This is a genomic window from Aureibacillus halotolerans, from assembly GCF_004363045.1.
GTDB classification, from domain to species: domain Bacteria; phylum Bacillota; class Bacilli; order Bacillales; family DSM-28697; genus Aureibacillus; species Aureibacillus halotolerans.
Window position 1 is genome coordinate 446,275 of the sequence record NZ_SNYJ01000002.1, and the last position, 14,776, is coordinate 461,050.

Below are 14,776 nucleotides of genomic sequence, written 5' to 3' on the forward strand. Positions count from 1 at the left end.
AGTAGAAGAGGAGCCAAGCGGTTTCTTGCATTGGCAAGCCAAGTGAGTACGAGGAGGGAATCCTATGAAATTTTATACGATTAAGCTCCCTAGATTCCTAGGAGGTTTTGTACGAGTTATTCTAGCCTCAATAAAAAAAGAGTAAGACAAGACCAGCGCCCTTGGAGGTGCTTTCTTTTTTTGAAGAGGGTCCGAAAAAAACAAGACTTGTAAACGTCGGGATATGAATCCGTCGCATGACGACCGCACGTTTTGTTTTACCGGTGTTCAATGCTTCAAAAAAAGCCGCTTTTCGACTGCATTTTTAAAAGCTGAGGTTTCGTTGTTGTCTTCATTGTTCATTTTCGATATAAAAAACCGCCCTTCGAGAGGACGGTTTTTTACACATGTACAAATGCTTACTCAGTTGTTACACACGTTCAACTTTGCCTGATTTGAGCGCACGCGCTGATACATAGACTCTCTTTGGCTTGCCATTGACGAGAATACGTACCTTTTGCACATTTGCTCCCCAAGTACGTTTATTCGAATTCAAAGCGTGAGAACGACTGTTTCCAGTACGTGTACGTCTCCCTGTAATAACACATTTACGAGCCATAATGCGGTCCCTCCTTCTTTCAATACACTTTCCAAGTATATTATTTCATGCATACTATACAAATGTACCATACTCAGTTGTTCGTTTCAACTGGTCGTATACAGGACTTTTTGGGATATGCAAACTTTTTGGCTGAGCTTTGATGAAGAGAGATTTTGAGTGTCTTCTATAGGAAAGCTGTCATTCGCTTGCTTTTACTCTAGATGAGTCCCTTTTTAATTATGTCACATCATAATAAATGATTGCATCATCAAAAGCAGCCACTAGCGAGACTTTAGCGGCAAAGAAATCATGACGAAGCGTACTTCTGAGTCGATGTTGCGCTTATGTCCTTAAGGGTGAAAAGAAAATACTGTCGCTTCGTCAAAATACTTCGCGTTCCGCGGGCACGGCTTCAGCTTCCTCGGAGTCTTGCTTTCCTCCGGGATCTTCAGCTCGCGCTGTTCCACCCTAAAGGGTACAAGTGCAACATCGACTCAAAATGACTTCGTCGTGTTTGCTTTGCCGCTGGAGTCTACGTATTTTGACTACGCTGATGTTTGTTTCTGCGTAAATTGTTTTTTTAAAGGCAAGTTAGTGCATCGTTTCATGCAAAGTTATATCACCTAATTCAGTATTGATGCAGCGGTGGGCTTACGGTTTGTTTATAATTTTGACACCTTGGTCAGTGCGAAATCAACTTCAACGCTGGCTGTGCTTGAGTGTACACGAGGTGACATAGGTCAATGGAACTCTCCAAAACATGACCTGCTGTATAAAATAAATATAAAAGTATCGGTGCTCACAACCTTGTATTTCTAAAAGGTCGTCTCTCAGTAATGAAACTGACTTCTACCCCCACATCACTATAAGAGTCTTTCTTAATTGTGATTAAATCATAAATGCGGATCATTAAAAGCAGCCACTAGCGAGACTCCAGCGGCAAAGAAAACACGATGAGGTCTTCTCGAATCGATGTTGCACTTGTACCCTTTAGGGTGAAAGCGAGCGTATGGCAGTTTGTATAAGAAGAAACCCCAACAATGAATTTCAGGTTTACCTAGTTATGTCTAAGCGTGTCTACCAAATGTAAGGTGCGAAAGTTGAGTAAAGATAAATCGGCTATGCTATGCCATGGTCACTTTTTCCTTGAATTGTGTGATGGTCTTACATTCTTTTTCAATAAGCCGTGATCATGGAAGAAAAAAGCCATGATCTACGAGAACTTATCGTCACAAAGAAGATATCTGAGATGGTATTGGCACCTTTGTACCGTAACAATGATGAAACTCTCCGAAATGGCAAGACCTTTCTTTTAAAAAAGGGAAGGATATAGTAAGATGTGGGTAACTATAAAAGGGGGATCGACCCAATGTCCATTGAAATGAGCTCAACGTTTGGCCGAATCCATATTGATACGGGCGTCATTGCTACTATTGCTGGTGGTGCTGCTGTCGAGTGTTATGGCATTGTTGGCATGGCTTCGAAAAATCAAATTAAGGATGGCATTGCGGAGCTATTAAAAAAAGACAACTTTACAAAAGGCATCGTTGTACGCCAAGGAGAAGAAGTGCATATTGACATGTACATTGTTGTCAGCTACGGCACTAAAATATCAGAGATCGCTTACAATGTTCAACAAAAGGTTCGATACACTTTAAATAAAACACTCGGCTTGCAAGTTGATTCTGTGAACATCTTCGTGCAAGGTGTCCGAGTGACGAACGTATAGCTAGGGGGAGCCAATGTGACAAAAAACACAATCGATGTAAATACATTTCAAGACATGCTGATCCATGGAGGAAGTCACCTCGCAAACAATGCTGATACCGTGGACGCGCTGAACGTATTTCCTGTACCAGATGGTGATACAGGAACGAATATGAATCTCACAATGTCCTCTGGTGTTCAGGAGGCGAAACGACAGGATGCAGCTCATGCGGGTAAGGTAGCCACATCGTTTGCTCGCGGACTGTTAATGGGTGCTAGAGGAAACTCTGGTGTCATACTGTCTCAGCTTTTTCGTGGGTTTGCGAAGCAGCTGGAAAAAAAAGAATCGTTTCATTCTGAGGATGTGGCGGCAGCCTTACAAGCTGGTGTGGATGCGGCTTATAAAGCAGTAATGAAGCCGGTTGAAGGGACTATCCTTACAGTGGCAAAGGATGCAGCAAAACATGCGATGAATGAAAAAGACAAGCACAGCGATGTGGCGACCTTTTTTGCCTCCGTTGTTGATGCTGCGCAAGCCTCGCTCGAACGAACACCTTCTTTATTGCCTGTATTGAAAGAGGTTGGTGTCGTTGATAGCGGCGGACAGGGCTTGGTTATCATTTACGAAGGTTTTTTGGCTGCCTTAAAAGGTGAAGCACTCCCAGAAAATGCGTATACGAAGCCGACAATGAAAGATTTGATTAAAGCAGAGCATCACAAAAGTCACCAAGGCTTTATGCGTACAGAGGACATTACGTATGGCTACTGCACCGAGTTTATGGTTAAATTTGAAGAAGACAAACTTAAAAAAACGCCGTTCGATGAAGAACAATACCGAGATGCACTTGCCGACTATGGGGATTCTCTTCTTGTTGTTTCGGATGAGGACCTTGTCAAGGTGCATGTCCACACCGAAACGCCTGGCGATGTATTGTCTCTGTCTCAGAAATACGGCAATTTAATAAATATGAAAATCGAAAATATGCGCGAACAGCATCGTGAAGCCATTAAAAACGATGCCCCTGAAACAAATGCTTCTACTGAAAGCGAAACGAAAGAAGAAAAGCCGTTTGGATTTGTTACGGTAGCCATGGGGGATGGTATCGCAGAATTGTTTACATCCATTGGGGCTGACGTTGTTATCCAAGGTGGACAAACCATGAACCCGAGCACAGAGGCACTCGTCGAAGCCATTGCACAGGTTCCATCAGAGACGGTGTTTGTCGTACCAAACAATTCAAATATCATGATGACAGCTAAACAAGCTGCTGAGCTTTCTAAAAAGGCGGTTTATGTCATTCCTACCAAAACAGTTCCACAAGGACTTAGCGCCATCATGGCGTTTATGCCTGATAAAACGGTAGAACAAAACGAGAAGCATATGACTGAAGCCATAAAGCATGTAAAATCAGGACAGCTTACCTATGCCGTACGTGATACGTCGATTGACGGAAAGGCGATCCAAAAAGGCGATTTTATGGGAATTCTTGAAAGCGACATTGTGATTGTGAATAGCGATAAGCAGCAGGCGATACAAGAGCTGATCAAGGAAATGGTAAAGGAAGACGACGAATTGTTGACACTCCTCATTGGTGAGGATGTCTCCGATGAAGAGAAACAAAAGGTAACTGAATTTATCCAGAACGAGTTTGAACATGTAGAGCTCGAAATTCATCGTGGGGGACAACCGCTTTATCCGTTTTTGTTAGCAGTTGAATAAAAGCAGGAAAACGCCCGTTGCTTGTACAGCGGGCGTTTCAATGTTTTTCAGATGAGACGCGTTGTTCTAATTGCGGATGTGAGAAGGGGACAGTCATGAACCTATCGGAACGACCAGTAGACGACATATATGGTGTTGGACCAACGCAGGCAGAGCTTTTGCACCAGCATCAGCTTCATACAGTAGAGGATGTATTGCTTTATTTTCCTTTTCGCTACGAAGACTATTCCATTCGTGACATTCGCGAAGCGGTCGATGGCGAAGCAGTCACTGTCGTAGGAACGGTGCAAACACAGCCTCTTGTCAAATTTTTCGGTAAGAAAAAAAGCAAAATGACCGTCAAGCTTCTGTCGGGAGGACAGCTCATTGCGTTGCTGTTTTTTAACCAAGCGTTCCACAAAGCAAAGCTGCAAATAGGAGCTACGGTAACGGCAAACGGAAAGTGGAACCGGGCGAGGGCAGAATTGACGGTCACAAAGCTCACTGTTGGTGATACGGCAGAGAAGAGCGCGCGGGTGCCAGTATACCCGGCCAAAGGCGAATTAACCTCTGCTAAATTTAAGCGCATTATAGACACTGCGCTTCAATCGTTCGGTGATGACGTGGAAGAATTTTTACCAGAAGAAATGCTCCACGCGTATAAACTACCTGTTCGTAAACATGCTTTGCAAGAACTGCATCTTTTTACTTCGGCGTCACAATTAAAGCATGCTCGCAGACGATTTGTATATGAAGAGTTTCTGTTGTTTCAATTAAAAATGCAACTCTTTAAGCATCACGAGCGCCAAGCGTCTGTCGGAGTTGCGACGACCATTGATAATGAAGCTATAGAAGGCTTCATGGCAACATTGCCCTTTTCATTAACAAAAGCACAGGAGAGAGTATTGAACGAGATTTTCACTGATCTTAAAGCACCCTATCGAATGAACCGGCTTCTGCAAGGGGATGTAGGGTCAGGGAAAACGATCATCGCAGCGATTGCTTTATTGAGCGTTGTTTTGAGTGGCAAGCAGGGGGCCATGATGGTGCCAACAGAAATTCTTGCTGAGCAGCATTGGCAATCGTTAACGGCATTGCTTGATGCAACCGGAGTGACTGTTGGTTTGTTAACGAGCTCACTAAAAGCTGCTGCAAAGCGAGATATGTTGCACGCTTTAAAGGAAGGGTATATTGACATTATTGTAGGTACCCATGCACTCATTCAGGAGCAAGTGGAATTTAAAGATCTTGGGCTTGTCATTACAGATGAACAACATCGGTTTGGTGTTCGTCAGCGTCGTGTGTTGCGCGATAAAGGGGCAGTGACAGATGTTCTCTATATGACGGCCACCCCTATCCCTAGAACTCTTGCCATTTCAGTTTTTGGTGAAATGGATGTGTCGACCATAGATGAGCTACCTAAAGGACGGAAACCGATAGAAACCTATTGGGTGAAGCCCGATATGATGGAACGCGTGCTGAGTTTGATTTCTAAGGAACTAAACGCGGGAAGACAGGCGTACGTCGTTTGTCCGTTAATTGAAGAGTCTGAGCAGCTGGATGTCCAAAATGCAATTGATGTCCATCAGCAGCTACATACGTATTTTCAAGACCAATTCAACGTTGGTTTGATGCATGGCAGATTAGATGCTAAGGAAAAAGAGGCTGTGATGAAGCAATTTACAGCGGGCGAGGTAGATTTGCTTGTGTCAACCACTGTCGTAGAAGTTGGGGTGAATGTGCCAAACGCGACATTAATGGTCATCTATGATGCAGAGCGCTTCGGGTTGTCCCAGCTGCATCAGCTTCGAGGACGAGTCGGGAGAGGCGAACATCAGTCATATTGCATCTTGCTTGGCGATCCGAAATCAGATACCGGCAAAGAGCGGTTGCAAATCATGACTGAAACAGAAGACGGCTTTGCTTTGTCTGAGCGTGATCTTGAGTTACGAGGACCAGGAGATTTCTTTGGAGACAAGCAAAGTGGCTTACCAGAATTTCGTCTAGGCGATATGGTACATGATTACAGAGCGTTAGAGGTCGCACGGAAGGATGCGACGGAGCTAGTCGCCTCCGCAGCCTTTTGGGAAGATGATTTGTATGGGCCGCTTCGCGAAAAGCTGCGGCGTGAAGACGCCTTCTTCTCCACAAAATTAGACTAATTTGTTGGATTGGCTCTTGAAATCAGTAAGGCGAACGCATATACTGACTTTAGTACCTAGTCTTAAAACTGAGGTGGCGTATATCGTGAGATTGTCAAAAAAAGAGAGGCAAGCCCAGCTTTTGGAGACGATCCAATCGTTTCCATTTATTACTGATGAGGAACTTGCTGCGAAATTCCTGGTCAGCATACAGACAATCCGTCTTGATCGAATGGAGCTATCGATACCAGAGCTGCGAGCGAGAATAAAATCGGTCGCTAAAAAGCAATGGGATGAGACGCTGAAATCGCTGCCCCAAGAAGATGTGATCGGAGAAGTCATTGATTTAGAGCTTGATCAACAAGCCATATCAATTTTAGATATTACACAGGAGCATTTGTTTACACATAAGGATATTGCACGCGGCCATTATTTGTTCGCTCAAGCAAACTCTCTTGCTGTCGCAGTCATCAATGACGAACTTGCTTTAACAGCTAAGGCGGATATTCGATTCATTCGCCAGGTGACGGTAAATGAACGTGTCGTTTGCAAAGCAACAGTGAAAGGCACAGATGAGAGAGGGCTCACCATCGTTCACGTCCTATCCACGGTAAGTGGGGAAACGGTGATAAAGGGGACGATTGAAATGTATCGTGAAAGCACGCATGCAAAGGGGGACGTAGCGAATGAAGGTGGCCATTGATGTCATGGGAGGAGACCATGCCCCAAAAAGTGTACTTGATGGGGTAGAGCTTGCGCTTCAGCAGCATCCTACAGTCAGTTTTACGCTTGTAGGAGATGAGAATGTCATTTCAGCATCTCTGTCCTCTCATGAGCGCGTCCAGATAATACATACGACTGAAACCATTTTATCCACAGATGAGCCTGTCAGAGCGGTGAGGCGAAAGAAGCAAGCCTCTATGGTTCTGATGGCAAATGAGGTGAAAGAACAACAGGCGGATGTGTGCATTTCGGCAGGAAATACAGGGGCTTTAATGGCAGCAGGACTTTTCGTTGTTGGCCGTATCCCAGGGGTGGAACGTCCTGCCCTAGCGCCTACACTTCCGACCGTCGATCAAAAAGGCGTCGTCCTTCTTGATGCTGGAGCGAATGTGGATGCAACAGCAGAACAGCTTTTTCAATTTGCAACCATGGGGAGCATCTATGCCGAAAAAGTAAGAGGTCGCACGCAACCGCGGATCGGACTTTTAAACATAGGATCTGAAGAGAACAAAGGCAGTGCTTTGTATAAGGACGCCTATGCACTATTAAAGCAGTCCGATCTTCATTTTGTTGGCAATATCGAGGCAAGGGATGTATTGACTGGGACAGCCGACGTGATCGTGTGTGACGGTTTTACAGGCAATATTGCCCTTAAATCAGTAGAAGGAACGGCAATGACGGTGTTTTCCATGCTAAAAACAGCACTGACCTCATCTGTCAGCGCCAAGCTTGCTGCTGGTGTATTAAAACCGAAGCTAAAAGCATTAAAGGACCAAATGGATTATTCAGAGTATGGCGGGGCAGCTTTGTTCGGTTTAAAAGCGCCTGTGATAAAGGCACACGGCTCCTCAGATGCCACGGCGATTGCCAGTGCCATTACTCAAGGTGTACAAATGGCAGAGCAACGTGTCATTGCACAAATACACGAGCAGATGAAGGACGAAAAGTCATCCTCATAGACAAAGAAAGGACGCATAGGTAAAATCGTTTATCTATGTCCAAAAGGAGGATCAGTATGAAAAAAATCGCTTTTATTTTTCCAGGACAAGGCTCACAGGAAGTGGGTATGGGGAGTGACATCCAAGAGTTCTCACCAGAAGCAAAGAAAGTATTTACGACGGCAGATGATTGCTTGAAATTCGGTCTTTCAGAGCTAATTGCGAAAGGACCAAAAGAAGTATTAACCGAAACTAAAAATACACAGCCTGCACTTTTAACAACGAGTGTTGCGTACCTTCGATTGCTCGAGAAGGAGGGCATTTCTCCGACCTTTACGGCAGGACACTCCCTTGGTGAGTACTCGGCCCTCGTCGCATCAGGTGTGCTATCCTTTGAGGACGCAGTAACACTTGTCCGTAAACGAGGAGAGCTTATGGAAGAGGCCGTGCCCAATGGAGAAGGGGCAATGGCGGCAGTGCTTGGCCTTGCTCAAGAACTTCTTGAGCAAGCGGCGAAAGAAGTAAGAGAAGCTGGAGACATCGTTCAACTGGCAAACTTAAATTGTCCAGGTCAAATTGTTGTATCAGGCAGTGTGCAAGGGGTTGCAGTGCTGTCGGAAAAAGCAAAAGAACTTGGAGCTCGACGCGTGCTTTCGCTGGAGGTCAGTGGCCCTTTCCATTCAGAATTAATGAAACCTGCTGCCGAGCAATTCCAAGCAGAACTTGCTAACAAAGAGTTTCGTAATGCCGCCATACCTGTTGTGTCAAATGTAACCGCACAGGCAGTGACAGAAGGAAAACAGGTCGCCAACCTCCTTATTGAGCAGTTGTATTCTCCTGTCCATTGGGAAGCTTCTGTACGGTATATGATCGAGCAAGGTGTTGATACATTTGTCGAAATCGGACCAGGCAAAGTGCTTGGTGGTCTTGTCAAAAAAACAGAGCGCTCCGCAACGGTATGTTTTGTGAATTCGGTTGAAAGTTTCCAAGAGACGGTCCAATTTTTAAAAGAAGGTGACCAGAAATGAATGGAAAAAGTGCAATTGTAACAGGTGGTTCCAGAGGAATTGGCGCAGCTATTGCTCTTCAATTGGCAAAGGCAGGCGCAAATGTGGTTGTGAATTATGCGGGTAGTAAAGAAAAAGCAGAAGCGATTGCAGCCCAATGCAAAGAACTTGGTGTCGACGCATTTGCTTATAAAGCCAATGTGGCAGACAGTGACGAAGTAGCTGCTATGATTAAGGAGACGGTTGCAACTTTTGGGTCTGTCGACGTGTTAGTAAACAATGCTGGCATTACAAGGGACAACCTCCTTATGCGCATGAAAGAAGACGAATGGGATGATGTCATCACCATTAATCTTAAAGGTGTCTTTGTTTGTATGAAGGCTGTCACGCGCCAAATGATGAAGCAACGTTCAGGGCGCATTATTAATGTGTCTTCCATCGTTGGCGTAACGGGCAATCCTGGACAAGTCAATTATACGGCCAGTAAATCAGGTGTCATTGGCATGACGAAAACAGTGGCCAAAGAGCTAGCGAGCCGCAACATTACCGTCAATGCCATTGCTCCCGGATTCATTGAAACAGAAATGACGGAATCGCTAGGGGAAGAGGTTTCACAGGCGCTGTTGGCGCAAATTCCTCTCGCTCGTTTTGGGCAACCAGAAGACGTAGCTAAAGCTATTCTTTACCTTGCTTCAGAGGATGCAGCGTACATTACCGGCCAAGTCCTTCATGTCGATGGCGGTATGGCAATGTAACGATGCAATAAATAGACAATTTGAGAGGAGGTGACGAATGTGTCAAATGAAGATATTTTGAACCGCGTAACAAAAATTATTGTCGATCGTCTAGGAGTAGACGAAGCGAAAATTAAAACTGAGGCGTCTTTTAAAGACGATCTAGGTGCCGATTCATTGGATGTTGTTGAATTGGTTATGGAGCTTGAGGACGAGTTCGATATGGAAATTTCTGATGAGGATGCAGAGAAAATTGCAACCGTCGGCGATGCCGTCGATTACATTGTAAATAGCCAATCGTAACCTACGCCAGCTACCTTCCCCTCCTTTCTTTTCATAGATAGGAGGCGGAAAGGTATAGGTGGAACGTTTTTCGCCGGGATTTTGGGAACCCGTCAAGGAGATCAAGCGAAGCTGGCGAATAAGTAGAACAGACATTAATGTATGTCAAAAACGATTGGGTGTGTCTGTACAGCTTTTGATGGGGGGAACACAATGAGCAAGAAGTCAGACTATCGAGCAAAACATATGACTGCTGAGCAAAAACGCAAAATTGCCCAGTTCATGGAAAGTATTAGCTTGTCATTTTTAAATCAAGAATTGCTTTTTCAAGCGTTTACGCATTCATCGTATGTGAATGAGCATCGCTCCAAAACGTATGAAGATAATGAACGACTTGAATTTTTAGGGGACGCTGTATTGGAGCTCATGATTTCACAGTTCCTTTTTCGAAAGTACCCTGAAATGTCTGAAGGTGAACTCACGAAGCTGCGCGCAGCCATTGTTTGTGAGCCATCGCTCGTTCGATTCGCAGAAACACTGCACTTCGGAGAGCTAGTCTTGCTCGGTAAAGGAGAAGAATTAACCGGCGGACGGAAAAGACCTGCATTGCTTGCAGATGCATTTGAGTCATTTATAGGTGCGTTGTATTTGGACCAAGGGGTGGAGGCAGTGAATCAATTTCTAGAAATCTGCGTATATCCATCCGTTTCAGAAGGTGCTTTTTCTCATGTGATGGATTACAAGAGCCAATTGCAGGAAATTGTACAACAACGTGGGGCAGGCGGACTTGAATATGCCATTTTGGAGGAGAAAGGCCCTGCGCATAACCGTGAGTTCATTGCTACAGTTAATTTAAATGGAAATTCTATTGGGCAAGGCAGCGGAAGGTCGAAAAAAGAAGCAGAGCAACAAGCAGCCAGAAAAGCAATTGAAGCGGTCGAAAAAATGTCATGAGCACTCGTTTAAACGTGCAGAAGAGGGCTGGCATTTTTCAAGGCGGCTCTTTTTGCTCTTCTGGGCATAAAATTAATTTGATTTGCTAGACGTCAAGTTTGCTTTCTGCAGGCGCGCAATGCTTCCAAAATCGCCTCTCGTTCCGATAATGAAACGTTTGCATTGCGGTTTAGCATATCGTAAACGTCTTTCACATTTTCATAATGCGTTAGGTCATAATACGTAGGTTCGAAAACGCGTCGGTTTACGACCTGTAATTTGTTTGCAATGCTGTCTAACATATAGCTAAGATGCTCCTCTGTTGGATTGGAAAGATCCATCCATCATCACTCCTTGTACATACATTTGATTTTATTATACTATCAGAGCTTCCTAGTGCTGGCAATGACAAATGCCAGCAACTGATACGCTTTGAGAAGGGAGGCGACCGATGTGCTTTTAAAAAGAATTGAAATTGTAGGCTTTAAATCGTTTGCTGACAAAATCGCCATCGATTTTGTCGAAGGCGTAACGGCGGTTGTTGGTCCAAATGGAAGTGGAAAAAGTAACGTAACTGAAGCGATCCGCTGGGTTTTAGGTGAACAGTCTGCAAAATCATTACGCGGGTCGAAAATGGAAGATATCATTTTTTCGGGAAGTGATTCAAAACGGAAGTTAAATATGGCTCAAGTTACGCTTACTCTCGACAATGAAGGTCGCGCACTCCCGCTCGATTACAGTGAGGTCAGCGTCACTCGTCGTGTGTTCCGTTCTGGTGAAAGCGAATTTTTAATTAATCAGCAAGCCTGCCGCTTAAAGGACATCATTGAGCTGTTTATGGATTCTGGACTTGGAAAAGAAGCGTTTTCTATTATCAGTCAAGGCAAAGTGGATGAAATTTTAAACAGTAAACCAGAAGATCGGCGAAAAATATTTGAAGAAGCGGCTGGTGTATTAAAATACAAAACGAGAAAACGGCAGGCAGAGGAAAAGCTGTCTGAAACAGAAGACAATTTGCATCGTGTCGAGGACATCCTTCATGAAATTGGAGGACAGCTCCAGCCTTTAGAGATCCAGGCTTCCATTGCGCGAGATTACCTTGAAAAAAAGGAAGAACTCGAACAAATTGAGGTTGCTGTGACTGTAAAGGACATCGATCTTGTTCACGAAGAGTGGCAGACCACAGGCACGAAGCTTGAAGAAGCCAACACAAATGCAAATGAGATGAAGACCAAGCAAGAGGCGGTTCGTCTTGAATTAAATACAAGATCGGCAGAATTGGAGCAGCTTGAGACAACATATGAAGAAGCAAGGTCTCAGTTTTTCAGACACAAGCAGGAGTTAGAAACGCTTGAAGGTCGAAAAAAAGTGCTTGCTGAGCGCAAACGCAATGCGAACCAAAACCAAGACCGTTACAGTAAGCAACAAAAAGAGCTTACGGATGTGGTGGCGTGGAGCAAAGACCAGCTTGCACGTGAGTCAGCGACTTTGAAAAACAAAGAGCGTGCTGTCGAAAAGCTGGCTGCATCTTTAAAGGAAAAGCAGTCTCTTATAGCTCTCAATGAAAATGATTTAGCAAAGGACATTGAAACGCTAAAAGCAGATTACATTGAACGTATGAATGAAGCGGCATCCGCGAAAAATGAATACCGTTACCTTCAGGATCAAAAAACGAGGAATGAAGAGCGGCAACGTCGTTTAACGCGTCAAAATCAAAGTCGGATCGACGAGCGAAATCAGCTGAGCGCAAAAGTTGAGGAAGCAAAAAAGCGCGATCATGAAGCGACTGAAAGACAAATGGATGAGAAAAAGACGTTGACGAAGGCGCAAGAAGACGTGAGCGCTAAAGATGCCAACGTGCAGCATGTCAAGGACAAGCTTTATCAAGCGTACCACTATTTACGAGAGCATGAATCGAAAATCAATATTATTAAACAAATGCAAGACGGGTATGAGGGTTTTTATCAAGGCGTTCGTACCATCCTCCAGCAAAAAAACGGGCGGCTTCAAGGCATCCATGGGGCTGTGGCAGAGCTTTTACGAATACCTGCGGCGTATGAAGTCGCGATCGAAACAGCTTTAGGTGCGCAACAGCAACACATCGTTGTGGAGAATGAAGGCAATGCCCGACAAGCGATTCAGTTTTTACGCTCGAAAAAATCAGGGCGCGCAACCTTCTTGCCGTTAGAAGCCATCCAGACAAAAACATTGCCTGACACAACACACCGCTTGCTTCAAGAACATGAAGGGGCTGTTGGCGTCGCGAGTGAGCTTATTGCGAGCGATTCGGTTTATGATGTCGTGAAAAAACATTTATTAGGGCATATCATTATCGCGAAAGATTTACCGGCAGCCAATGACATTGCAGGGCGGACCGGGCGCAGACATCGCATTGTAACGTTGGAAGGTGATGTTGTGCATCCAGGTGGTTCGATGTCTGGTGGGGCAACGACGACGACGAAATCATCATACGTTTCACGAAAAAATGAGCTCGTCCGCATGCAGGAGCAATGGACCGGCATGAAAGAAAATATCGAGAAAGCTGAGGCGAACGTTCAAACAAAAACAGAACAGCTACAAATTGCCAAACAAGCGCTCGTCACGCTTGAGCAAAAGCACATTGCTCAAAAGGATAATGTGCAGGAATGTTCGCGGCAATTGGAATCACTGTCGCTTGAATTAAAGCATGCGAATGACAATCTTGCGGTGTTTGATCAGGACTATACGAACGTCGTCACTGAGCTTGACCAACTTCAAGTGCGGCTTGCTGTGGTTCTGAAAAACAGCAACGATGCAGAGGCTTCTGTGCACCTTTTAAATGGGCAAATTATGGAGAAGGAAAAGCATAAAAAAGCCCAAGAAGAAAACTTGCAAGTAACAAACGAACAATGTACGGAGCTGAAAATACAACTTGCCCAGGAGCAAGAATCGCTTCATTATCAAAAAGAGAAAGTCGCAGGCATCCAGAAGGAGCACCGCGAAAAAAGCAAGGCGTTAAAAGACTTGACGGAAGAATTGCAGCTCCTATCGGAAGACATGTCAAAAGGAAAGCTTGGCGAACAAGAACTGAGCGAACACATTGACGCCTATAAAGAAGAAATTAAAAACGGCGAAGCAGCGATTGCACAGCAGCTTGAAGAAAAGCACGTTTTACAGGAAAAGGTCCGGATTGCAAAATCTGCGTTGAGCTCTGTTTCAGAGTCCATATCGGCTGCACAGCAGCGCATACAATCGTTAGACGTGAAACTAAACCGACTTGATGTACTGTTGGAGAATCATTTGGCGAAGCTGCAAGAAGAATACGGCCTCACCTATGAAAAAGCGTTACAGGAATATCCACTAAAACTTGATTTAGAAGATGCAAGAGAACGAGTGAAGCTCATTAAACGTGGGATTGAAGAGCTTGGGAGTGTTAATGTCGGTGCCATCGAAGAATATGAGCGCATTGCAGAACGTCACCAGTTTTTGCAAAGTCAGCGCGAAGATCTGCTACAAGCCAAGGAAACGCTGTATGAGATAATCGGTGAGATGGATAGTGAGATGACAAATCGCTTCATCCACTATTTTGAAGACATTCGCGAGCATTTTCAACGCATCTTCACTGAGTTGTTTGGCGGTGGGTCGGCTGACTTGGTATTAACTGACCCGAGTCATTTGTTGACATCCGGCGTTGATATTGTCTGCCAGCCACCAGGAAAAAAAAGACGGAATTTAAGCTTGCTTTCTGGGGGAGAACGGGCGTTGACGGCCATCGCCTTATTGTTCGCTATTTTAGAGGCGCGCCCCGTTCCGTTTTGTGTGCTTGATGAGGTAGAGGCAGCATTGGATGAAGCAAATGTATTCCGTTTTGCCAGCTTTTTGAAACGATTTAGCGAAAAAACACAGTTTATCGTTATTACGCATCGCAAAGGGACGATGGAGGAAGCAGATGTCCTTTATGGCGTTACAATGCAAGGGTCAGGCGTATCCAAGGTGCTATCGGTTCAGCTTGAAGAGGCGCAGGAATCGGTTCTGGCATAAAAACTATGAGAG

At 44.8% G+C, this 14,776-nt stretch carries 13 protein-coding genes; 11 read left to right on the top strand and 2 right to left on the bottom strand.

What is annotated here, in order from left to right:
• The first annotated feature begins 64 nt into the window (after positions 1-64).
• A complete protein-coding gene (gene spoVM / locus EV213_RS04295) occupies positions 65-145 on the top strand; it encodes a stage V sporulation protein SpoVM (protein ID WP_133579303.1) in 81 nt (26 codons plus the stop codon).
• 264 nt (positions 146-409) lie between these two features.
• On the opposite strand, the gene rpmB is transcribed toward spoVM, so the two are convergent.
• Entirely contained in the window at positions 410-598 is a 189-nt protein-coding gene (rpmB, locus tag EV213_RS04300) for a 50S ribosomal protein L28 (protein ID WP_133579250.1), read from the bottom strand.
• Positions 599-1,949: 1,351 nt separating this feature from the next.
• Here rpmB and EV213_RS04305 point away from each other — a divergent pair.
• The 9 genes from EV213_RS04305 to rnc all read left to right on the top strand — a co-directional run bounded on the left by EV213_RS04305 (position 1,950) and on the right by rnc (position 10,765).
• Positions 1,950-2,309 (top strand): Asp23/Gls24 family envelope stress response protein, encoded by a 360-nt coding sequence (locus EV213_RS04305; protein ID WP_133579251.1) that lies wholly within the window; start codon positions 1,950-1,952, stop codon positions 2,307-2,309.
• A gap of 15 nt (positions 2,310-2,324) precedes the next feature.
• Positions 2,325-4,007, top strand: coding sequence for a DAK2 domain-containing protein (locus EV213_RS04310; RefSeq protein ID WP_133579252.1), 1,683 nt, complete (start codon positions 2,325-2,327; stop codon positions 4,005-4,007).
• A 95-nt stretch (positions 4,008-4,102) separates the two neighbouring features.
• The gene (recG, locus tag EV213_RS04315) at positions 4,103-6,148 is read left to right on the top strand and encodes an ATP-dependent DNA helicase RecG (protein WP_133579253.1); all 2,046 of its coding nucleotides are present in this window, start codon (positions 4,103-4,105) and stop codon (positions 6,146-6,148) included.
• A gap of 85 nt (positions 6,149-6,233) precedes the next feature.
• Positions 6,234-6,830: a transcription factor FapR gene (fapR, locus tag EV213_RS04320; protein WP_133579254.1), complete on the top strand. Its 597-nt coding sequence runs from the start codon at positions 6,234-6,236 to the stop codon at positions 6,828-6,830.
• Positions 6,814-7,809, top strand: a complete 996-nt coding sequence (plsX, locus tag EV213_RS04325; RefSeq protein ID WP_133579255.1) for a phosphate acyltransferase PlsX — start codon at positions 6,814-6,816, stop codon at positions 7,807-7,809. Before fapR ends, plsX begins: the two co-directional genes overlap by 17 nt.
• 56 nt (positions 7,810-7,865) lie before the next feature.
• A complete protein-coding gene (gene fabD / locus EV213_RS04330; RefSeq protein WP_133579256.1) occupies positions 7,866-8,816 on the top strand; it encodes an ACP S-malonyltransferase in 951 nt (316 codons plus the stop codon).
• Positions 8,813-9,550: a 3-oxoacyl-[acyl-carrier-protein] reductase gene (gene fabG / locus EV213_RS04335; RefSeq protein WP_133579257.1), complete on the top strand. Its 738-nt coding sequence runs from the start codon at positions 8,813-8,815 to the stop codon at positions 9,548-9,550. The genes fabD and fabG overlap by 4 nt, the downstream gene beginning before the upstream one ends.
• A gap of 39 nt (positions 9,551-9,589) precedes the next feature.
• Positions 9,590-9,832, top strand: coding sequence for an acyl carrier protein (gene acpP / locus EV213_RS04340; RefSeq protein ID WP_133579258.1), 243 nt, complete (start codon positions 9,590-9,592; stop codon positions 9,830-9,832).
• 192 nt (positions 9,833-10,024) lie between these two features.
• A complete protein-coding gene (gene rnc, locus EV213_RS04345) occupies positions 10,025-10,765 on the top strand; it encodes a ribonuclease III (RefSeq protein WP_133579259.1) in 741 nt (246 codons plus the stop codon).
• A 92-nt stretch (positions 10,766-10,857) separates the two neighbouring features.
• Here rnc and EV213_RS04350 read toward each other — a convergent pair whose 3' ends face one another.
• Positions 10,858-11,085, bottom strand: a complete 228-nt coding sequence (locus EV213_RS04350; protein WP_133579260.1) for a DUF1128 family protein — start codon at positions 11,083-11,085, stop codon at positions 10,858-10,860.
• Between the two features lie 112 nt (positions 11,086-11,197).
• Between EV213_RS04350 and smc the strand changes: the two genes are divergently transcribed.
• Entirely contained in the window at positions 11,198-14,764 is a 3,567-nt protein-coding gene (gene smc / locus EV213_RS04355; protein WP_166639152.1) for a chromosome segregation protein SMC, read from the top strand.
• Positions 14,765-14,776 lie beyond the last annotated feature (12 nt).

Bases quoted from the DNA above. Each gene is read 5' to 3' on its own strand.
- spoVM (WP_133579303.1), top strand. From the start codon at position 65: ATGAAATTTTATACGATTAAGCTCCCTAGATTCCTAGGAGGTTTTGTA.
- rpmB (WP_133579250.1), bottom strand. From the start codon at position 598: ATGGCTCGTAAATGTGTTATTACAGGGAGACGTACACGTACTGGAAAC.
- EV213_RS04305 (WP_133579251.1), top strand. From the start codon at position 1,950: ATGTCCATTGAAATGAGCTCAACGTTTGGCCGAATCCATATTGATACG.
- recG (WP_133579253.1), top strand. From the start codon at position 4,103: ATGAACCTATCGGAACGACCAGTAGACGACATATATGGTGTTGGACCA.
- plsX (WP_133579255.1), top strand. From the start codon at position 6,814: ATGAAGGTGGCCATTGATGTCATGGGAGGAGACCATGCCCCAAAAAGT.
- fabD (WP_133579256.1), top strand. From the start codon at position 7,866: ATGAAAAAAATCGCTTTTATTTTTCCAGGACAAGGCTCACAGGAAGTG.
- fabG (WP_133579257.1), top strand. From the start codon at position 8,813: ATGAATGGAAAAAGTGCAATTGTAACAGGTGGTTCCAGAGGAATTGGC.
- rnc (WP_133579259.1), top strand. From the start codon at position 10,025: ATGAGCAAGAAGTCAGACTATCGAGCAAAACATATGACTGCTGAGCAA.
- EV213_RS04350 (WP_133579260.1), bottom strand. From the start codon at position 11,085: ATGGATCTTTCCAATCCAACAGAGGAGCATCTTAGCTATATGTTAGAC.